Annotated in this window: 15 protein-coding genes and 1 tRNA gene; 10 read left to right on the forward strand and 6 right to left on the reverse strand. The window is 32.7% G+C overall.

All coding sequences use genetic code 11. The annotated features are described in order from the left end of the window. The first annotated feature begins 10 nt into the window (after window positions 1–10). Entirely contained in the window at window positions 11–1882 is a 1872-nt protein-coding gene (locus tag ACFEL2_RS05915) for a patatin-like phospholipase family protein (RefSeq protein ID WP_375331755.1), read from the forward strand. Between the two features lie 136 nt (window positions 1883–2018). Then, complete coding sequence (locus ACFEL2_RS05920; protein WP_375331756.1) at window positions 2019–2579, forward strand: MepB family protein; 561 nt, start codon at window positions 2019–2021, stop codon at window positions 2577–2579. 271 nt (window positions 2580–2850) lie between these two features. Here the strand turns inward: ACFEL2_RS05920 and ACFEL2_RS05925 are convergent, their stop codons facing one another. Beyond that, a complete protein-coding gene (locus tag ACFEL2_RS05925) occupies window positions 2851–3993 on the reverse strand; it encodes a glycosyltransferase family 4 protein (RefSeq protein WP_375331757.1) in 1143 nt (380 codons plus the stop codon). Window positions 3994–4082: 89 nt separating this feature from the next. Here ACFEL2_RS05925 and ACFEL2_RS05930 point away from each other — a divergent pair, with 89 nt between their 5' ends. The 6 genes from ACFEL2_RS05930 (at window position 4083) to ACFEL2_RS05955 (ending at window position 13760) form a co-directional block, all read left to right on the forward strand. Next, entirely contained in the window at window positions 4083–4997 is a 915-nt protein-coding gene (locus ACFEL2_RS05930; protein WP_375331758.1) for an NAD-dependent epimerase/dehydratase family protein, read from the forward strand. Next, on the forward strand, window positions 4994–7357 hold the full coding sequence (locus ACFEL2_RS05935; RefSeq protein ID WP_375331759.1) for a glycosyltransferase: 2364 nt from the start codon (window positions 4994–4996) through the stop codon (window positions 7355–7357). The genes ACFEL2_RS05930 and ACFEL2_RS05935 overlap by 4 nt, the downstream gene beginning before the upstream one ends. Before the next feature lie 115 nt (window positions 7358–7472). Continuing rightward, on the forward strand, window positions 7473–8369 hold the full coding sequence (locus tag ACFEL2_RS05940; protein WP_341751905.1) for an Rpn family recombination-promoting nuclease/putative transposase: 897 nt from the start codon (window positions 7473–7475) through the stop codon (window positions 8367–8369). A gap of 150 nt (window positions 8370–8519) precedes the next feature. Beyond that, on the forward strand, window positions 8520–10493 hold the full coding sequence (locus ACFEL2_RS05945) for a UvrD-helicase domain-containing protein (RefSeq protein ID WP_375331760.1): 1974 nt from the start codon (window positions 8520–8522) through the stop codon (window positions 10491–10493). Window positions 10494–10648: 155 nt separating this feature from the next. Next, a complete protein-coding gene (gene aspS, locus ACFEL2_RS05950; RefSeq protein WP_341751903.1) occupies window positions 10649–12463 on the forward strand; it encodes an aspartate--tRNA ligase in 1815 nt (604 codons plus the stop codon). A 22-nt stretch (window positions 12464–12485) separates the two neighbouring features. After that, window positions 12486–13760, forward strand: coding sequence for an MFS transporter (locus ACFEL2_RS05955; protein ID WP_375332394.1), 1275 nt, complete (start codon window positions 12486–12488; stop codon window positions 13758–13760). Window positions 13761–14031: 271 nt separating this feature from the next. Here ACFEL2_RS05955 and ACFEL2_RS05960 read toward each other — a convergent pair whose 3' ends face one another. Further along, a complete protein-coding gene (locus ACFEL2_RS05960) occupies window positions 14032–15621 on the reverse strand; it encodes a lysine--tRNA ligase (RefSeq protein ID WP_341752278.1) in 1590 nt (529 codons plus the stop codon). A 135-nt stretch (window positions 15622–15756) separates the two neighbouring features. On the opposite strand from ACFEL2_RS05960, the gene ACFEL2_RS05965 reads away from it, so the two are divergent. Further along, window positions 15757–16281: a disulfide bond formation protein B gene (locus tag ACFEL2_RS05965; RefSeq protein WP_341751902.1), complete on the forward strand. Its 525-nt coding sequence runs from the start codon at window positions 15757–15759 to the stop codon at window positions 16279–16281. A 70-nt stretch (window positions 16282–16351) separates the two neighbouring features. On the opposite strand, the gene ACFEL2_RS05970 is transcribed toward ACFEL2_RS05965, so the two are convergent. The 4 genes from ACFEL2_RS05970 to ACFEL2_RS05985 all read right to left on the reverse strand — a co-directional run bounded on the left by ACFEL2_RS05970 (window position 16352) and on the right by ACFEL2_RS05985 (window position 18828). Further along, window positions 16352–17293: a cell envelope integrity protein TolA gene (locus ACFEL2_RS05970; protein ID WP_375331761.1), complete on the reverse strand. Its 942-nt coding sequence runs from the start codon at window positions 17291–17293 to the stop codon at window positions 16352–16354. Continuing rightward, entirely contained in the window at window positions 17283–17717 is a 435-nt protein-coding gene (tolR, locus tag ACFEL2_RS05975) for a protein TolR (protein WP_341751900.1), read from the reverse strand. Before tolR ends, ACFEL2_RS05970 begins: the two co-directional genes overlap by 11 nt. After that, window positions 17717–18442 (reverse strand): protein TolQ, encoded by a 726-nt coding sequence (gene tolQ, locus ACFEL2_RS05980; RefSeq protein WP_341751899.1) that lies wholly within the window; start codon window positions 18440–18442, stop codon window positions 17717–17719. Before tolQ ends, tolR begins: the two co-directional genes overlap by 1 nt. 301 nt (window positions 18443–18743) lie before the next feature. Next, window positions 18744–18828, reverse strand: a tRNA-Leu gene (locus ACFEL2_RS05985). A 244-nt stretch (window positions 18829–19072) separates the two neighbouring features. Here ACFEL2_RS05985 and ACFEL2_RS05990 point away from each other — a divergent pair. After that, window positions 19073–20590, forward strand: coding sequence for a hypothetical protein (locus tag ACFEL2_RS05990; protein WP_375331762.1), 1518 nt, complete (start codon window positions 19073–19075; stop codon window positions 20588–20590). Window positions 20591–20764 lie beyond the last annotated feature (174 nt).

Here is a 20764-nt window from a genome sequence, read left to right on the forward strand (position 1 = left end):
AGTAAAGATTATGAGTAAATTACAAAAAGAAATGCAAGAAAGGCAGCAAAGTCCTTTTAAATATGTGGCTTTTAGTGGTGGTGGAGCTAAGGGGGCTGGATATTCTGGTGTTTATGAGGGTTTGAATGAATCTAAAGTAATTGAAGGGGTAGAAGCAGTTGCAGGATCATCGGCAGGGGTAATAGCTGCTGCAGTGACAGCATTTGGTATACCACCTAAAGAATATGAAGCTATTTCAAAAAATACAAACTTCAAAGATTTACTTGGGACTCAAGGATTTTCAATTGGTCCGGTGCCGCTTAGCAAAGATGGTACTCCATTATACGAGCTTGTAGATAAGACTATAAGAAAAGGTGCTTATAATTTTTTAAAGGGCAAAAATTTTGTGGAACTTGCTACAGCGAGATATGAAAGGATTTCAGAAGAACTGAGAGAGTTAGACAAAAAAAGGCAAGATCTTTTAAATACGATTGAAACATTAAAACAACAAGATGATAGTAATAGTCAGCAGATTGCTGATATAAATGAAAATATTCAAGGTTTAGATTTTCAGGAACAAAATTTTAAAAAACAATCCAAGAAAATTCAAGCTATAATAGAATCTAACGGGAAAGAATTCATTGAATTAACAGACAAATGTCAAAAGGGTGGTGAACTCCTTTTTAAGGATTTAGCTCTTTTAAGACTTCTTGATCCAGTGCAATTTAAAGACTTATTAATTACTGCAGTAAGGCGAGATGATAGTACTTTGCAAATTTTTAGTGCTGAAAATACTCCTGATGTTCCAATTGCTAGAGCTTGCCATGCTTCCGCTTCTCTTCCTTTAGTTTTTCAACCTGTAAAAATTGATGGTGTCGAGTATGTCGATGGGGGGTATAGAGACAATACTCCTATAGACTATTTCCCCGAAAATGACAGTAAAGTCGATGTTGCGGAAGAGTTGGATGGTTTTGAGAATGTTACCCTAGCAAAAAAGCAAGGTAGGGTTTTAGCTCTTGCCTTCGGTAGTGGTATGGATGATTCAGCAAATATTGCTATATATAGTGCTAAGAATTTTGAAGGTCCAAATGCCCTAGTGAAATTTTTAATTGATGTAGTATATAAAATGCTAGCTAAAGTTGGTGGAAATCTTATACACACAGAAACTAATAAAAAGACTTTTGATGATTTACGTGAGAATGCATTAAATACGGTTGCATTAAATACTCAAGGTATATCTACTCTCAGCTTTGATGATGCTGAAAAATATGCAAGTTACTTACATATTAAAGGTCGTTTTCAGACTTTGGAGTATTTAGATAATTTTGAACTTGGTAAAGGGGTAGATAAAGCATTTGAACAACAAAAATTTCTCCTAAATGTTTATGAAGTTTATGATAATGAAAATTTGAATAAAACTTTTTTTAATAAGCTATTAAATCACATAGCCCCACCCCCACCGGAAGAAACTAAAAAAAAGAACTCTTGGCAAGATCGTGATGTTATGCGAAATCATCAAGAAAAAGCTGACACATTGTTATCTTTTTGTACGGAAGAACGCTGGAAGGGGAAAGATAACAAGGCTGTATTAAAAGAGTATGTAATAGTTGCAGCAACTGCACGCAATAATGAACTTAGAAATGATACCAAGTCTATAGAATCACTGATTAAGACCTTAAATAATCCAACAACACCGAGTAAAATTAAAAATGATTTTGTAGAATTATTAGCTATTGATAAAAAACAAGAGCAGAGATTTGATACAAGTAAAAGTCCAGCAAAGAATATTACTGAGTTTAAGTTTACAAAAGAAGATTTTAAAGATTTTCTAGGTAAAAATAAAAGTGAGGCATTTCGAATTAGTAGTGGAGGAAAGGGAGTAGGGCAGGCTAAGGGGGGATGACCATAAATATGGAAATTAATTATGGGAATAATTATGCAAATTACCACGTCTATTATCGAAGAAGTAGCGAAGCACTACGAAGCAATCTATTTTTGGTTACTTAGCTATTCTCAACTTTTAACAAATCTGTGGTACTATGGTAAATAATCTTATTTGTAATCCTACCAGCAAACCTTGGAGTACTAATGATTTAATCCACTCGGAACTTATTACATCGAGAGATCTAATATATAATCCATGTCAGTTTATATGTTCTGAACCAGTAATGGAAAGTGAAAGTATTGCATATGGAGCCTACATGTTCAAGTTAAATTCTATGAATGTTAGATTTCGTGTTGCTAAGATTACTCCTACAAAAATTGGTCAATTTGTAACACTATGGAAGAGAATTGGGAATGGATCAATCCAGCCATATGATATTGCAGATTCAATTGATCTTTTTATTGTAACAACGCGTAAAGGAGATAAGTTTGGTCAATTTATATTTCCACAATCTGTTTTGTATAAATATGATATAGTCTCGCATAATAACCAAGGTGGTAAGAGAGCAATAAGGGTATATCCACCTTGGGACATTGTTATAAACAAGCAAGCTAAAAAAACTCAAGCATGGCAACTAGAATATTTTTTAGAAATTCCAAGAAATAAACCAATTAACTACGCAAGAGCACAAATGCTTTATAATCAAGTTAAATAGTCATTACTAATTTTGGATCAAGGCAATAGATTGGCTTGCCTATGTCTAATCTCTTGATTGCTGCATTGCAGCTCCTCGCAATGATGGTGGTACTCTTACTGACAAAATATTTGTGGGTAATGCTAAGAAATAGGCTTTTCGTAGTGACGTAAGTTTGGTATATAGTTAAACCTATTGAATTAGGTGATATAAATAGAAAAAATATCATTAACCTTTAAGAAATTATTGTTATATTCTTGTCACCTAATATTACAGGTTTTACTATAAATACTTATTCGGGATAGTCGTAGAAATTAACCATCTTCTCAGATATTAATTGGCAATCATATTTTTCTAAAATATCTTGTCGAATTTTTTTACCTAGGTGTTTTCTAAGTAGAGGCATAGTGATTAATAGCTCCATAGCTCTTGCTAAATCTTCTGTATTTTGCGGTTTAACTAATAATCCGTTTATTTGGTCTTGTATTAATTCTCTACCACCTGGGGCATCAGTAGTAATAATGGCTCTACCATATGCTCCAGCCTCTAAAAGACTACGACTTAGCCCTTCACGGTAGGAAGGTAATACTGCAATATGTGCTTTTTTCCATATTTCTTCTATATTTTTCTGATAACCAAGATATTTGATATATCCTAGATTTTGATAGTCTTCTAATATTGATTGTGCTATTGATTGCTTATTATCTTTATCAGGTTCGCCAACTAACCAAAACTCAGCATCTATACCTTTTTGTTTTAATATTTTTGCAGCATATATAAATTCATATATACCTTTATCAATAATCATTCTAGCTACCAATGCCACCACTATTTTACTACCTAGTGGCTCTAGAAGAAAAGGAAACTTTTCAGTTTCTATACCAACGCTGCATTGTTTAACAATTAAATTTTTGGGTGCTATAGCTAATTTTACCAGTAAGGCTAAATCATCATCGTTTTGTACGACAAATAACATACTTCTATAATATCCTATTATGGATATTATTCTAACTATAATGCTTCTAACTAATCTTAGCAAAAAATTGCTACTTATAAAAATTAAACCCATACCAACAAAAGTGTTAATAACTTGCGGTAAACCCTTCTGTTTTGAGCATATACTGCATAAGAAGGCAGTTATACTCCCATAAAAAATTGGTTTTATAGTAAAATTATGCAATATATCCGGTTTCTCTTTATTTAATATGCTAATTAACTTGATTAATAATAATAAATCAGTAAAAGGGTTGATACTTCCACGCTTTATTGAAATTGGGATTACTTGTAAACCATGCTGTTCTATCTTATCTTTGAATTCACTAATATTTGTTAACACTTTTACTTCATAGCCTTGCATTTTAGCAGTTAAAGCAATTGGTAGAAGATGGGCATAAAAGTGCCAATCTGTATTTGTGAAAATGATAATTTTTTTCATTTGCTTTTCTTAATAATAATTCTATAAATATACCTATAGAGCAAATACCCACTTAATTATATCATAAAAATTAATTGCACTAATAGCATATGTCAAATTATTTAGTTACTGGAGGTGCTGGTTTCATCGGCTCACATCTTGTTAACTTACTAGTAAAAGAAGGCAATCAGGTTGTAATATTAGATGATCTTTCAACAGGTAATTTCAATAATTCGTTTAATAAAAATGTTGAATTTGTTCAAGGAAATATCTTAGATCAAGATATTTTAGAAAAACTATTTAGAAATATTGATGGTTGCTTCCATCTTGCAGCGATAGCAAATGTACAGGAATCAATTGATAATTGGTATCACAATCATCAAGTGAATTTAACAGGAACTATTAATATATTTCTTCAGGCAAGTAAACAGAATATACCCGTTGTATATGCATCATCTGCTGCCGTTTATGGCACAGTAAGTGACTTTCCTTTACAAGAGAATGGTAAGGTAAACCCGCTTTCTCCTTATGCAGCGGATAAATTAGCCTGTGAGCTGCAAGCTAAGGTTTTTGGTGAGCTTAAATCTCTTAAAACCTGTGGTTTACGCCTTTTTAATGTTTATGGTAAAGGGCAACTTAGAGGTTCTGATTACTCTGGTGTAATATCAATATTTAAACAGAAAGTAGAAGAGGGTAAGGAGCTGGTTGTTTTTGGTGAGGGTAATCAAAGTCGTGATTTTATACATGTTTCAGATGTTACCAACATGTGTGTTAGAGCCTTGTCTATTGCGAGTACCTCAGCCCCTATACTAAATGTTTGTACAGGACGTACCTACTCTATAAATGAACTTATTCAACTAATTAATAAGATTGCTATTGTCAAAGGGGTAAAATATCTACCAACTCAGGCCGGGAGTATAAATATTTCTGTTGGCAGCACAGAATTGGCTCAGCAGCTTTTAAATTATATGCCAGTATATGAGTTAGAAGCTGGATTATTAGAGCTATTTAGTGTAAATTTATGAATTCAAAAGAAACCCTGATTTTAGTATCTGATATTAGGGGATGGGCTTTTGATAACGTCGCTCAATATGTTCAATCTTTGCTAAGCAACCAATATGATTGTCATATTATTTACAGCTGTGATTACAAAACATATAAGGATTTTTTAATCAAATTAAACCAATATACTTCTATTAAATTAATACATTTTTTCTATCGTGGCTATCTGACAGAATTACTAAGAAGCATAGCAGATAATTCTAGTAATAGTAAGGCTACAGGAGAAATATTAGTAAATACTACCATTACCACTAGCATACCTGATCATCTATTTATTGAAAGTGAAAGTGAAATATTAAAAAATTTACCAACTTTCCAATTTATTGATAACTACTACACTACTTCTAAAAGATTATATGATATTTATGTAAATATCATAGATTATCCAAAGCCTTGGCAAGTAATTTATGATAATGTACTAATTCATGATGCGGAATCAAGTCATGATGAAGATCATGCAAGTTTAGTTGTAACATGGATTGGTAATAGTTCTTGGGGAAGTTGGTATAGTAGTACTCCTGATTATAAAGGTCTAAAAACAGTAATTATACCGGCACTAGAACAGATGGATAAAGATGGAATTCATATCAAAAGATGTATAGTGGATAAAAATGAGCGAATACGTTCTAAACAAGAAATTTGGGAGATTTTAAAAAAAACAGACATTTTGCTAATAGCATCTGTGCAAGAAGGAACGCCGCTAACCATTATTGAAGCTATGGCATTTGGTTGTGCAATTATTACTACGGATGTAGGTATTGCTAGGGAGGTGTTACCTGAGGTGCAACATGAATTTATAATTAACCGGAATCATACAGGATTTATAAATGCAATAAAAAAATTAAATGTTGAAAGGGAACTATTAGCAAAGATTAAACAACAAAACTGTCTATCTTATCAAGAAATCTTTGCAAATAAAACTCAAATGCAAAACTTATGGTATTCATTTATAGAAGATTCAGTAAATAATCATACTAAAAAACAGATATTACAAACAAAACAACAAATTTTAAGAAATATAGAGCTTGTTAATAATAAAGATTCTTCCTCTGTAACGTATAGACTACTCTCAAGACTCCTTTCCTTACCCTTTCTTAAGAAAATAGCCCGATTTCTTCTAAAATATTCTTGGGTTAAGTTGCCTGTTAGACGAATAATTACTATGTTCTATTCTTTTTTTTCAAAAAATGACTATGATAATTTTAAAAATTTTATCATCAAATATCAAGGACAAAAACAAGATCGATGTCATTCCAGCAACGGCGGAAATCTAGACCCGCTGCCTCTAGGGCAAAAAGATATGGATGATATTTATGTAATTTATCCTAGCATTTTTCCTGGAGTTGCTAATTCTACTAAAGGATTATTTAATAAAACCATTCCTTTTCCTATGGGAAAACTCAACGTTTTGATAAGTTATATTAACTCGTATTTACCTGACAAAATTATTACTCAAATAGCAAAATTACTTATAAAAACAGGTATTAAAAACTTAATTATATCTGGAGGGCTTGATGTTCATATTCAATTAGTAGAGAAGCTACATGAAATGAAAGGGGATAATTGTTTAAATATCTACTATTTATGGCATGGTTCTCCTGCCCAATGGGTAGGTATTGGTCATTGCCAAACTTTTTATAGATGGTTGAATTTATATAAGCAGCATAAAATTAAATCTATTATCACTCTGAAAAATGGTCTAGAACAATTTCTTATAGCCAATGGTGTACAATCTTATCTATTACAAAACTTCATACCATTGCTGCTAGAAAAAAAGATAATTTCCCGAGAAGCTGGTAAATTTACAATTGGTATATGGAGCACATCAAACATATGGATCAAGAATCTCTACCCTCAATTTGCGGCGATAAGTATGTTCAAAGATCGAGTTTGTTGTTATACTAATTTCTCTTTAGATAACAATAAATATGCTTCTTGGATGATGGAAGATGTAGAACTTAAAGTTTTTCCTGAAAATTTACCACATAAAGAATTAATAAAATTGATGGCAAATACTAATTTAACTTTATACATTACTAATTCGGAATGTTCCCCTATGATAGTTTTAGAAAGCCTAGGTTTAGGAGTACCTTGTTTAGTCGGTCCTACAGCGGATGTTTATGATGATGAATTTTTACGTGATATGTTAACGGTTAACCGTGTTGACTGTCCGTTAACTATATTTAATGCCATAGAAAAGGTTCAACAAAATATTGATATAATCTGTTCTAAGCTACCTGACTTCATTAAAAAATATAATGAAAAAGCTCTTGTTTTAAAAAACTCTTTGCTGACAGCAATAAAAGATAATCATATGAATTAACTATGCTTAACTTCAACCACATTGGTTAATTTAATAATGAAGCTAGTAGTACTATTGATTTTATGCTATATTAGCTTTAATAACTTCACACAGCCTAATAACATAAATAATGATTATGAATAATGATAAACCATTAATTTCCTTTGACTATGCTATTAAATACCTTCTGAAAGATAAAGGCGATTATTCTATAGTAGAAGGTTTTATCTCAGCTCTTCTTAAGACCAAGGGTTATAAGGACGTTAAAATAGTAGCCTTACTTGAGACCGAGAGTAACAAAGAAGATAGTAAAAGCAAAAGAAGTCTAGCTGATGTAATTGTAGAAGACGAAGATCACCATAAATACATTATTGAAATCGAGCGTAATGTTAAGGATTCTTTTATTCATAAGGCATGTTTTAATACCTCAAGACTTATAGTTGATACTCTTGCCCAAAGAGAAGATTATACTCAAATAATCAAGATATTTCATATATCGCTACTCTATTTTCCTATAGGAAATGGTAATGGAGTTATTTACCATGGTAAAACTATTATTCATGAGGTAGAAACTAATGAAAGATTAAATGTGCATATTAAAAATATGGAGACTTCTGAGGTTTTTGATGCTACTAACATCCTACCAGAATATTTTTATATATCAGTACCTCTATTTAATGATCGTTTAGAGAAAGAGATTGATGACTGGCTACATGTCATGAAATATGATGAAGTCCCACCAAACTATCATTCGCCTTATATGAGACAAGTAGCAGACAAGCTGAGCATTCTCAAAATGACCAAAGAAGAGAGGGCAAACTACTCCTATTACCAAAAAAAGCTTTATAACGATAGAGATGAATTGCAAGCTGCTGAAGCTAGAGGAGAAGCTAGAGAAAAAATTGTTATAGCTAGAAATTTACTTAAAGCTGGATTATCAATTGATATCATCGCTGAGTCTACTGGTTTGAGCAGAGAGGAAATCCAAAAATTAACTCTTGTAGCTAACGAACCCACAACTGTTGAAAGTTAAAAAACCGTCTATTAGCGAAGTGCTATTGTAAGGTTTAAACGTCTATTAGCAGTTGTATGGATAACACCGAAGCTGCTTAAGTTAACAAAACGCACACTTGGTAAACTATCTGACTATAACTCCACTAATCTACAATTGTAGTACTAGATCATGACACAACAAAGTTTCCTAAACTCATTAAATCCTCAACAACTGCTAGCAGTGTCCCATGTACATGGTCCTATTCTTGTGCTTGCTGGAGCAGGGACTGGTAAAACTAAAGTGTTAACGACTAGAATAGCCAACATAATCCAGCAAGGGTTAACTCTACCTCAAAATATTCTAGCAGTTACTTTTACTAATAAAGCTGCTAGAGAAATGCAAGATCGAATCAACAAAATGATTGATTGTTATGGGCTAAATATAGGTACATTTCATTCTATAGCAGCAAGAATTTTGCGTCAGCAAGCAGAACATTTGAATTTTAGCTTGAATAGTAGGTTTACTATTATTAGCCCTGATGATCAACTTAAATTGGTTAAAGATATAGTTAAGCAGAAAAATATAGATACCAAAAAATATGTTCCCAAACTTTTACATATTATTATTTCGTGTTGGAAAGATCAGGGATTATTGCCGTATAAACTTTCTGAATCTGATATTAAGCTACCAATTCATAAAGTGGCTCAATTTGTCTATGACGAATATCAGAAAAATTTACTAGCATCTAATGTAGTAGATTTCGGGGATTTACTACTTTACAATAATGAATTGTTTATAAAAAACCCTATAATATTAAAGTATTATCAGGAACAATATAAATATATTCTGATTGATGAGTATCAAGACACTAACGCTGTTCAGTATCTTTGGGCAAGGATGCTGGCAAGTAGCTCAAAAAATATCTGCTGTGTTGGTGATGATGATCAATCTATATATAGTTGGCGGGGTGCAGAAGTCGGTAATATATTACGTTTTGAAAAGGATTTTCCAAATGCTACAATAATAAAATTAGAACAAAATTATAGATCTAGTTCAAAAATTTTATTAGCTGCATCAAGTGTAATTAACCATAATAAGAATCGTCACGGTAAAACATTATGGACTGATAAAAATGATGGAGAAAAAATTAAAATTATATCTTGTTGGAATGATAAAGAAGAAGCAAGATTCGTTGTATCTGAAATTAGCAAGTTAGTTACAGAGGGAAAGTATAATGCAGGATTAGTTGCGATATTAGTTAGAGCAGGTTTCCAAACTAGAGCATTTGAAGAAGTGTTTATTAGTAATGCATTACCATACAAAATTATAGGTGGTCTTAAGTTTTATGAACGAATGGAGATACGTGACCTACTTGCCTATATACGTATCACTTTAAATCATAGTGACAATCTTGCTCTTGAACGCATAATAAATGTTCCAAGGAGAGCAATTGGTAATACCACATTAAAACAAATAAAAGATTATGCGGTTGAACATAATATACCTATTATTGCTGCCATTCGTCAGATGTTACAAGCAGAAATTTTTAAAAATAAAGTCAAAGATAGTCTAAACAAATTTATTAGTAATATCGATAATTGGAGTTTACGATATAGAAATGACCCAGCTATTAATGTCACTAAGTCTTTACTAGAAGAATCAGGTTATCTTGAGATGCTACAAGAAGAAAAAACAGATGAAGCAACTGGCAGAATTGAAAATATTAATGAAATGCTTAGAGCAATCGCGGAATTCGATAATATTCAAGATTTTATAGAACATTCTAGTTTGGTAATGGAAAATGAGGAATTAGAATCAAATTTTGGTGGTTCTGTTAGCATTATGACTCTTCATGCTGCTAAAGGTCTTGAATTTGATCTAGTTTTTCTACCAGGTTGGGAAGAGGGGGTGTTTCCACATCAGCGATCACTAAGAGAGGGGGAAAAAGGTCTAGAAGAAGAGAGAAGAATCGCCTATGTGGGTATTACTAGAGCTAAGAAAGACCTGTATATTACTTATGCAGAAAGTCGTTTTATGTTTTATGAAATAATAAGATCCTCTCCTTCTAGGTTTCTTGGAGAAATACCAGGTAATGTTTGTATTAGAACTTCTTCAACCAAACAACTTAATTATTTAGGTACAAAACACAAAGTTTCTTTTTAATCTTTATAAAATTATTTCATAAATGGTATTAGTGTATTCAAATTTTATGATATATTGTTTACAAGTTTTAAGAGAAATTTAGCTTGCAAGGATGAAGAAGCTTATTGCTTAATGGAGATATTTTTATATAATCCTTTCATTTTAAGAGATATAGAATGCATAAATACAGGACGCATAATTGTAATGAATTGCGATTAAAGGATGCTGGGCAAAGGGTAAAATTATCCGGCTGGGTACATAGAAGAAGGGATCACGGTAATTTAGTCTTTATTGATCTTAGAGATCATTTTGGTATAAGCCAGTTGGTATTTACTGATCAAAATCCAAGTTTAATGGATGATGCTAGTCGGTTAAGGTATGAATCAGTTATAACTGTTGTAGGTAAAGTGATAGCAAGGAGTGATGAAACAATAAACGACTCGTTAATGACTGGTAAAATTGAAATATTGGCAAGTGAGTTTATAGTTGAGTCTAATGCTGAAAATTTACCATTGTTAGTCAATTCTGAACAAATTTCTCCCGAAGAAACTAGGTTAAAATACCGTTTCCTAGATCTTAGACGCGAGAAATTACATAATAACATTATGTTAAGATCGCAAGTTATTGCTCACGTACGGCATCTGATGACACAAAAAGGGTTTACGGAGTTTCAAACACCGATTCTAACAGCTAGTTCACCAGAAGGAGCTAGGGACTTCTTAGTTCCAAGCAGATTACATCCTGGTAAATTTTATGCATTACCACAAGCTCCTCAGCAATTTAAACAATTACTGATGGTATCAGGATTTGATCGCTATTTTCAGATAGCACCTTGTTTTAGAGATGAAGATGCTAGGGCTGATAGGTCACCAGGCGAATTCTACCAATTGGATGTAGAGATGTCTTTTGTTACGCAGGAAGAGGTATTTAATACCATTGAGCCGGTAATGTATGAGATATTCAGCAAATTTTCTGATAAAGAAGTATCAAATACACCTTTTGTACAAATTCCATATGAACAAGCAATGTTAAAATATGGTTCTGATAAGCCGGATCTTAGAAATCCACTGATCATTGCAGATGTTACAGAATTATTTAGAAATTCTAACTTTGCTATTTTTAAAGAAAATATAAAAAATGGCTCTGTTGTTAGAGCTGTGCCAGCTCCTAAAGCTTCTGCTTTACCTAGAAGCTTCTTTGACAAAATGGCAGAATTTGCAACTTCCGAGGGAGCAAGCGGGCTTGGTTATATCCAGTTTCTAGAAAATGGACAAGCTAAAGGACCTATTGTTAAATTTCTAACAGATGAGCAATTATTGAATTTAAAGTCTTTAGCGAATCTACAAAATGGTGATGCTGTCTTCTTCTCTAGTGATAAAGCTGATAAAGCATCTAAACTTGCTGGCAAGCTACGAACTAAATTAGGGGAAGAATTAGACCTACTTAAAAAAGATTGTTTTGAGTTTTGTTGGATAACAGATTTCCCATTTTATGAATTAAATGAGCAAACCAAAAAAATAGATTTTAGCCATAACCCATTTTCTATGCCACAAGGTGGCATGGAAGTGCTAGAATCAGCCAAAACAGTAGATGATTTACTAGCCATCAAAGCTTATCAATATGATATTGTTTGTAATGGTATCGAGTTATCTAGTGGTGCAATTAGGAATCATAAACCGGAAATAATGTATAAAGCTTTTGAGATTGCCGGATACTCCCCGGAAGTTGTTGATAAAAAGTTTGGTGGTATGATCAGGGCTTTTAAATTTGGAGCCCCTCCACATGGCGGGATAGCCCCTGGAATAGATAGGATGGTTATGTTATTAACTGATTCAACTAATGTTAGAGAGGTAATAGCTTTCCCACTAAATCAGCAAGCGGAAGATTTATTGATGAATGCTCCTGATTATATTGATGAAAAAGCTTTAAAAGAGCTTAATATTAACTTAGCACCTTCAGTTAGAAATAAATTGTTAACTGAAGGCTCTTAAACAGAGTACTAAAGAGCAGTATATAGTGAAAAAAAAAACAAGAAATAAAATTATCGGAGCATTTCTAGGTACAATAGTTGAATATTATGATTATGGTTTGTATGGTTTCTCTGCTGGTATTATGGCAGCAAAATTCTTTCCAAATACTGATTATCTAACTAATCTAATAAATGTTTTTGCTATTTATGCGATAGCATATTTATCAAAACCTATGGGATCACTGATTTTTGGCCGTATCGGAGACTTGTATGGGCGTAAAACTGCATTAAGTATAACCATCATAGGTATTGGAATACCTACTATGGTTATAGGCTTCCTGCCAGAATACTCATCTATTGGTGTGTGGGGTGCAATAATTTTGGCTTTGTGTCGCTTTATGCAAGGTTTTTTTATAGGTGGAGAATATGATGGAGCGGCTATTTATGTTATCGAACATTTAGGGGAGAAATACCGATATACAGCTTCAGCAATAACTCGTTGTACTGGGGTTGTAGGTTTATTACTAGGGAATGGGGCAACCAATTTTTTTAATGCCCATATTTTTCCAGATTGGAGTTGGCGTATTCCTTTTTTCTTTAGTTTACCTTTAGCTTTAATCGTTTTATATTTTCGCCGAACATTTGATGAAACACCGGAATTTAAAAAGAATCAAGACAGTAAAACGAAGACGCAAAGCTTAGCTATTTTAATTAAGAAGCAGTGGCGAGTTATTTTGATGGCAGTGTTTCTTGCTGGTGGATTTGGTGCGACTTATCAAATATCCGTTATGTTTATGAAACAATATTTGCCTATGATCCTACCGCAAACTAGTTTCATTATTAGTACATTTTCAGTTTTAATAACCATATGTTTTGCCATTCCTATGCCTATTGCTGGCTTGTTAGCAGATCGGCTTAGTCAAATGTTAGTATTTAAGTTTAGCTTATTTGGTACTATTGTATCTAGTCTATTATTTATTATATCCGTTAACTATCAGATGGTTAATTTAACTTTGGGTTCTTGTTTAATGCTAGCATGTTTTGTTGCTCCTTTCAATGCTCTTTCGCATGGTATAATGACAAAAGCTTTTGCTGTCAATGATCGTTATCGTGCAGTAAGTCTTGGTCATAATATTGGGTCAATGTTGATGTCTGGCAGTGCTAATTCTGTTTGTTTAATATTAATGAGATACCTAAATTTTCAATTATTGCCAATCATATATCTTATGTTCTTTGCAATATTAGCATATTTTATGGCAAAATGTTTTGAGAAAGATTATAAAAACAAAATTAAGTTGCAAATTGATATCAATTTATAAAATTTATCTTTTATACTACTACAGTTGCAGTACTATCGTCAAAACAATATCATCCCACAACTGTTGAAAGTTAGTAAATACAGCTTCTTTATACGTCTATTAGCGAGGAGAGGCGATGGAATCGCCAACGCGGCAATTTTGTTGTGAAGTAGGGACAAGTATTACTTCAAAAGATTGCTACGACGCCGCTTTTCGGGACTCCTCGCTAATAGACGTATCTTTTAATAATTCTAAAAAACTTGATTATCGAGTCTTACATCGACACTTAAGATTAAACTAGTTTCTGTTGAATTAAATTTATAGAGTCGTTAATACCAAAAAGCTTAATAAAAGACCCAAGCCTTGGTCCTTCAGTTTGCCCAAGTAATATTTGATATAATTCTTTAAAATAATCTCTTAAATTATTATAACCATGCTTATTACCAATATCATAAATTTTTTCTTGGATTTGCTCGGAAGTAATATCTCCCGGCAAAACATTTAACATAGCGATAATTTCTTGTAAGATAATTTTTTGCTGATCATTAGGAACTAAATAGCACTTATTAGTTTTAATAAAGTCATTATAATAACGAGTGGCAAAATCTGTCAAATGATCAAGGTACGGGGCATTTTGTTTCGTTGCACTCGGGGCGTACTTACTGATAAATCCCCAAAGTACCGATTTATCTTCAGGATTGCAAACCGATGCAAGGTTTAGCAATAAGCTAAAACTAATACCAAAAGTTTCAATAATAGGCACATTCCCATGATGAATATGGTGTACTGGATTGGCAAAACGCTTTACTTGATCTAGTTCTAAATGATATTTTTTATTGAAGGTAATATATTCATCAACATTTTTAGGTATCACATCAAAATGTAAACGTTTGGCTCTTGTTGGATTTTGGTACATAAATAACGACATACTTTCCATCGGTGCATATTGCAGCCATTGATCAACAGTAATGCCATTACCTGTAGATTTAGAGATTTTCTCTCCGCTTTCATTAAGAAATAATTCATAAAAAAATTGTACTGGTGGAATCCCCTCTAAAATTCGACAAATCTCAGAATATAACCTAGCATTAGGCATATGCTCCTTACCATACATTTCATAATCCACTTGCAGGGCAGCCCACCGCATACCCAAATCAGGTTTCCATTGCAGCTTACAATGTCCCTTTGTCACAGGAACTTCCACAAATTTCCCTTCATTGTCTTTATAGGTAATAGTAGCGGCTAAGCGATCGATCTTTGCAATAGGTACTTGTAATACAATACCGGTTTTTGGACAAATTGGCATAAAAGGTGAATAAGTTGCCTGTCGTTCTTCTCGAAAAGTTGGTAACATTAGAGCCATTATTTCATCATATTTGTCTATGACTTTCAGCATCATCTGATCAAATAAACCGGATTTATAACATTCTGTACTACTAAAAAATTCATATTTGAAGCCAAATCTATCTAAAAATGAACGAAGCTTAGCGTTCATATAATGTCCATAACTTTCACATTCGCCAAAAGGGTCGGGAATAGATGTTAAAGGTTTGCCAATATGTGATGCCACCATATCAAGGTTTGGGATATTATTTGGGACTTTACGCAAACCATCCATATCATCAGAAAAACAGATAATCTTAGTTGGGATATTGGATAGTTGTTTAAATGCTTCTTGCACCATTATAGATCTAGCAACTTCTGCAAATGTACCTATATGTGGTATCCCTGAGGGTCCATAACCAGTTTCAAATAATACATAACCTTTAGCTGGAATTTTGCTACCCAGTTGATCTAATATTTTTTTTGCTTCTAAAAAAGGCCAAGCGTTTGATTTAACGGCATTTTCTAAAACATTTTCTAAAATTTCTAATTCTGACATCTATATATCCATTTCCATATAGTTTGATTTCGCATATTGAATATAATATACGTGGTTTCTGTAAATTTATAAATTTATCTCTTGAGTTTTTTCTAATATTCTTAGACAATAGCGCTTAAAAATTAGTATTTACTTATGACTATTCTTTCTATTGTCCATTTTATTCGCAAAGATAGCTTTAGAGTTTTACATATAGCCCTAATTTGCACATGCATCTTTGCCTTATCTTTGGCTTATTTTGTCGAATATATATTACATTTTTCACCTTGCCCTTTGTGTATTTATCAAAGATTCCCATATTTATTTATAATCAAGATTTCAGTTGTAGCGATTCTTATCAAGAAAATCAGCAAATATACTTTATTTTTTATCGTTCTAAATTTATTAGGTGCTTGCATATTAGCAGGCTATCATAGTGGAGTGGAAAGAGGGATATTTGAACCAAGTAGTCTTTGTTCAACTTTAATCCATATTCCAAAGCACTTATCCATTCAAGATATTAAAGAAATATTTTATAGCCAACCTATTGCGACTTGCACAAAACCGGCAGTTAAATTATTTGATATATCTATGACAGAATGGAATTTACTACTAAACCTATCTTTATTATTTGCCGTACTCTTTATTTGGTTTTATCCTAATCCCAAATCTAAAAATTAATACTAATATAGAGGAAATTTGACTAGCACTAAGTATAAATCTTGAAAAATATAATAATTATGCAAATATTTTACATACTTGGATCAAAAAGAAAATTAAATTCTTTCCAGCTATTGTAACGCTGAGGGTCTAGATTATTAATAGGACTTGCTTGCCATACTGCTCTCATTGCACTGTCAGATAGAGCGTCACAAGCTATTTTTGTTATATTTGGGCATATTGTTTCTTTGACTTTTACTTCTTTGACACTGCCATCTTGATTTAAAGCTATATACAAAGTTACCCGTAGCTGCTCAAGGTTTTGTATCCCAATAGGTTTACTCCATACTCTCTCTATTTGTTGTTTAATTAAAGATATTTCACTGATGGAAAGAGGCAATGTATCATCGTAAGGACCTTTTGATTCTTGGGTTTCTTTATTTTCTTTGGACCTAGCTTGTTTATTTGATTTTGCACTCGACCCTTCAGATGATTGTTCTAAATTTTTAAGCAAAGAATCTAAGTCACTTTTATTAGGAATTTTCTTTTTTTTCTCGAGTGGCTTCTTTGTTTCTACAGGTTTTTTTTCTTCTGCAGGCTTCTTCTTTTCTATAGGCTTTGTTTCTATAGGCTTCTTCTCTTCTATAGGTTTTTTATCTATAATCTTCTTTTCCTCGATAGGAAGCTTGTCTTCAATAGGTTTCTTTTCTTCTATAGGCTTTGTATCTACAGGTTTCTTTTCTTCTAGAAGTTTCTCTAGAGGCTTCTCTAAGGGTCTCTTCTCTTCTGTATCATCAGGTTTGCTTTGTTCTACTTTTTTTGCATCTTGATTTTCTATAGCTTTTTCAGGTTGTTTGGTTTTATTGGGTATATTAGATTTAGTATTAATTGGTAACATTTCAAAAACTATTACTTGTTCTTCAGGAGATTTTTTAAACAATGATGGAAGACCAAATAAGAAAAAATATATTATTAGTAAATGAAGTACTACGGAGCAAATAAAAGAAATAGAAAAAATATTATTATTTTTCATTATATTTAATATTTGAAACTAGTGCTACCTTAGAAAAGCCTGCTGCATGGATTTCAGATACAACGCTAACTACCTCGCCATATGGCACATTTTTGTCGCCTCTTACAAAAATTCTAATATCTTTTTTTTCTTTTGTAATATTAGTTAGCTTAGTAGCTAAATTTTGTCTCTCTATTTTAGATTCCAATAAATATAATTCTCCTTTATTGTTAATACTAATCACTAACGGTTCATCTTGCCCTGACAGGGGGGTAGAAGTTGTTTCTGGTAAATCAACATTAATACCGGATACTAGCATTGGAGAGGTTATCATAAAGATGATCAATAGCACTAACATGACATCAACTAGTGGTGTAACGTTGATCTCGCTGACTAAATTACGTCTAGATCTTTGATTGTTTGAATTTGGTAATTGTATAGCCATTACATTTTCCCTTCATCTATGGCTCTTGATAGTATAGAACTAAGCTCATTAATGAAATCATCAATTTTGTTATTAATCTTAATTATTTGTGAAGAAAGGTAGTTATAAAAAATCACTGCCGGAATTGCTGCAAATAGACCTATTGCTGTTGCAAGTAGAGCTTCTGCAATGCCAGGAGCTACGATAGCAAGTGAGGTATTTTTTGATGCTGCAATAGATTGAAAACTATGCATAATCCCCCAAACAGTACCAAATAACCCTATAAATGGTGTACTAGAAGCAACAGTTGCCAAAAAACCTAAATTTTGCTCTAATCTTTCAAGTTCACGATTCCTTATCAAGTACATAGATTGTATTATTCGCTCTTTATGGCTAATTTTAAGTGCATCAGTGAGGTTGTTAGGATTTTGGCGTTTACATTCGTTCATAGCTGCTACAAAAACTGCGGCAAGAGGATTATTCATTGTTCTTTTAATAGTTTCATATAACTGATCTAAAACTGCTCCAGACCAAAAAGTAGCTTCAAAAGTTGCAATTTTTTTTCTTATTTGAACTAAATGAACTATCTTATCTATAATTATTGTCCATGCCCAAATTGAAGCAATTACCAAAATTATCATAACAGATTTTCCTATAATATCAGTGGATGATATCATAGAGAAAATTGATGAACCACTTTGTGCTGTAATTTCTACAACGTCATTAATATTGTTATGTGTACTCATTTGATGTAACTAACCTTCATTGCTTAAATATTGTTTCTGTATATATACTCAGCTAGACCTTCAAGAATTAAGGTCATCGTACCCTAAAAAGATCAAAGTTGTTCTGTTACTCATGTATACTGCTCGTAAATGAAGAGCTGGTAGACGATAGTATAACTTCAAGAAGAGCTAGGCAGTAGCAAAGTCGAACGGCGTAGCGTACATGAGTAACGGAGCAGCTTCGATCTTTAGACACGACAACGCCAATTCTTGAAGTTCTACCTGAGTATACGCACAGCTAGCTCTTCTTGAAGTTATACGATGGTACCTCTGGCCGGACTTGAACCAGCACGCCTTTTGAGCTGTAGATTTTGAGTCTACCGTGTCTACCATTCCACCACAGAGGCATTAAATCCCTAAAAATTAGTTCATATTTTTTTAACTTTTGTAGACAAAATAGCAATATCTTTGTATCATGTAAATAACTAAATTGCCTTGGACTAAATTCCGTTACAAATTCGAGAACGGAAATAACGATCTATAAGACCATTAGATAGAAATGTCCACACAACCTAAATTATCCTTGTCGTATTTGTTATCTTATCTTGACAAAGTGATAAGAAGCATAGTTAGTTTTAATTAAGGTTTCTTATGAAAAATATATTCAAACCAAAACCAGTTTCTGTTAGTTACAAGAACATAGACCTGAGAAATCCTAAAGAAAAAGCAAAATTAATAACACAGCTAAGAAAAAAGAATGTCGAGGCTCTTGATTTATCTAATAGTAAGGTTCAATTGGACAAAGAGATATTAGAGGCTATTATAGAAAATCCAATTTCCGAGCTTAATTTATCTAGTAACAATTTGGGAGATGGCGGAGCTGAGCTAGTTGCAGGCATTATTCAGAATAGTACTAAGCTTAAGATTCTAAAGTTAAGTAATAACCAAATTGGAGATGAGGGCATGGGAGCTTTGTCATCCGCTTTGGATCATAATGAAACTGTTACTGTTCTTGATCTATCGAATAATTATCTAGGAGATGAAGGAGCTAAAGAAGTTGCAACACTTCTTGCTAATAATTCTACTATTACTGATATAAATTTAGATTATACCGAATTTAGCATAGAAGGCTTGGCATATTTACCACAACCTCTTTTGAATCGAGACTCTACTAAAATTTCTTTAGCTTCTGCTGATATTCCAGAACAAGTTATTGCAGATTTTGCAAAAATGTTGCAACATAGTAACAACGTACACTCAATTAACTTCGTGGATAAAGAGCAAAAGACTGAGAAAGCAGTGCATGCTCAAAAATTATTTGATACTATAATTAAAATTAGAGATTCCAATGGTCTTGATAAAGAAAGTCAGAAAGAATTTAATAACCTAGTTTGGGAATGTATGGTCCCATATCCCAAGTGGAAAGATCTTTTTAAGGACTTAGTACTAAACTCTAAGGAACCTTACTCATTTGACCCGAATACTCCTGATGCAAAGGGACATCCAATGCTATCCAACGTTGCTAATCCTGATTTATTCGACGTTGTTGCCAGGCATGCAGCAGCAAATAGATCAAAAGCAGCGCAACAAGGCGAGCTACCTCGACTAGATGATAAATGGTTCGACAGAACAGTAATAGACAACGCTCTGCCATTAGAGAATGCTGCTGCTCCGAATGTAACAGAATCACTTTTGACATCAGTAGTAGGTAATGAAGACGTGAAAGGAGCGTATGCACGGCTTAATGATATTCCAAATTCGCCTAGTCCATTACAGAGAATGCAGGCAAGAAATCTACAAAATTATAATCTCGTAGACACACTTACTCCTAGTTCAGAAAAAGGGGTAGAAATGCGTACAATAACTGGAAATCATCCTGACCTAGATATGACAAATTTAGGTAAAAATAACTCACCTCCTGACCAACTAGATATGACAATTGTTCATGGAGATGTATCAACAACAGATAGATTATCGTCCGTTGCTCCTAAAAAAGCTACACTAGGATATAAAGATAACCCAAAAAGGCAAGCAGAGTTAATAAAAGAGCTGGGAAGAGCTATGTCTCCATATATGGCTTCCACATCTCAAAGTAATGCTACACCCAATGCACCCAATACACCAAATATAGGCAAAAAACATGAGCAATCTAGTGGTATTAAAAGATAACTTAATAGACTTACTGCATAAGTCAATCTAGGAAACTAAATTATAAAATTTCCTCTCTAATCTTTTCTTTGCTTTTATAAACGTTTCATGATAATTTAAATAAATATTTCACGATTTTCTTCTTGAAAAGAAAAGGTATGAAGCTTATACTATTATAGTATAAATAATAACATG

Origin of the sequence: Candidatus Tisiphia endosymbiont of Temnostethus pusillus, from assembly GCF_964264675.1 — a bacterium.
GTDB lineage: Bacteria > Pseudomonadota > Alphaproteobacteria > Rickettsiales > Rickettsiaceae > Tisiphia.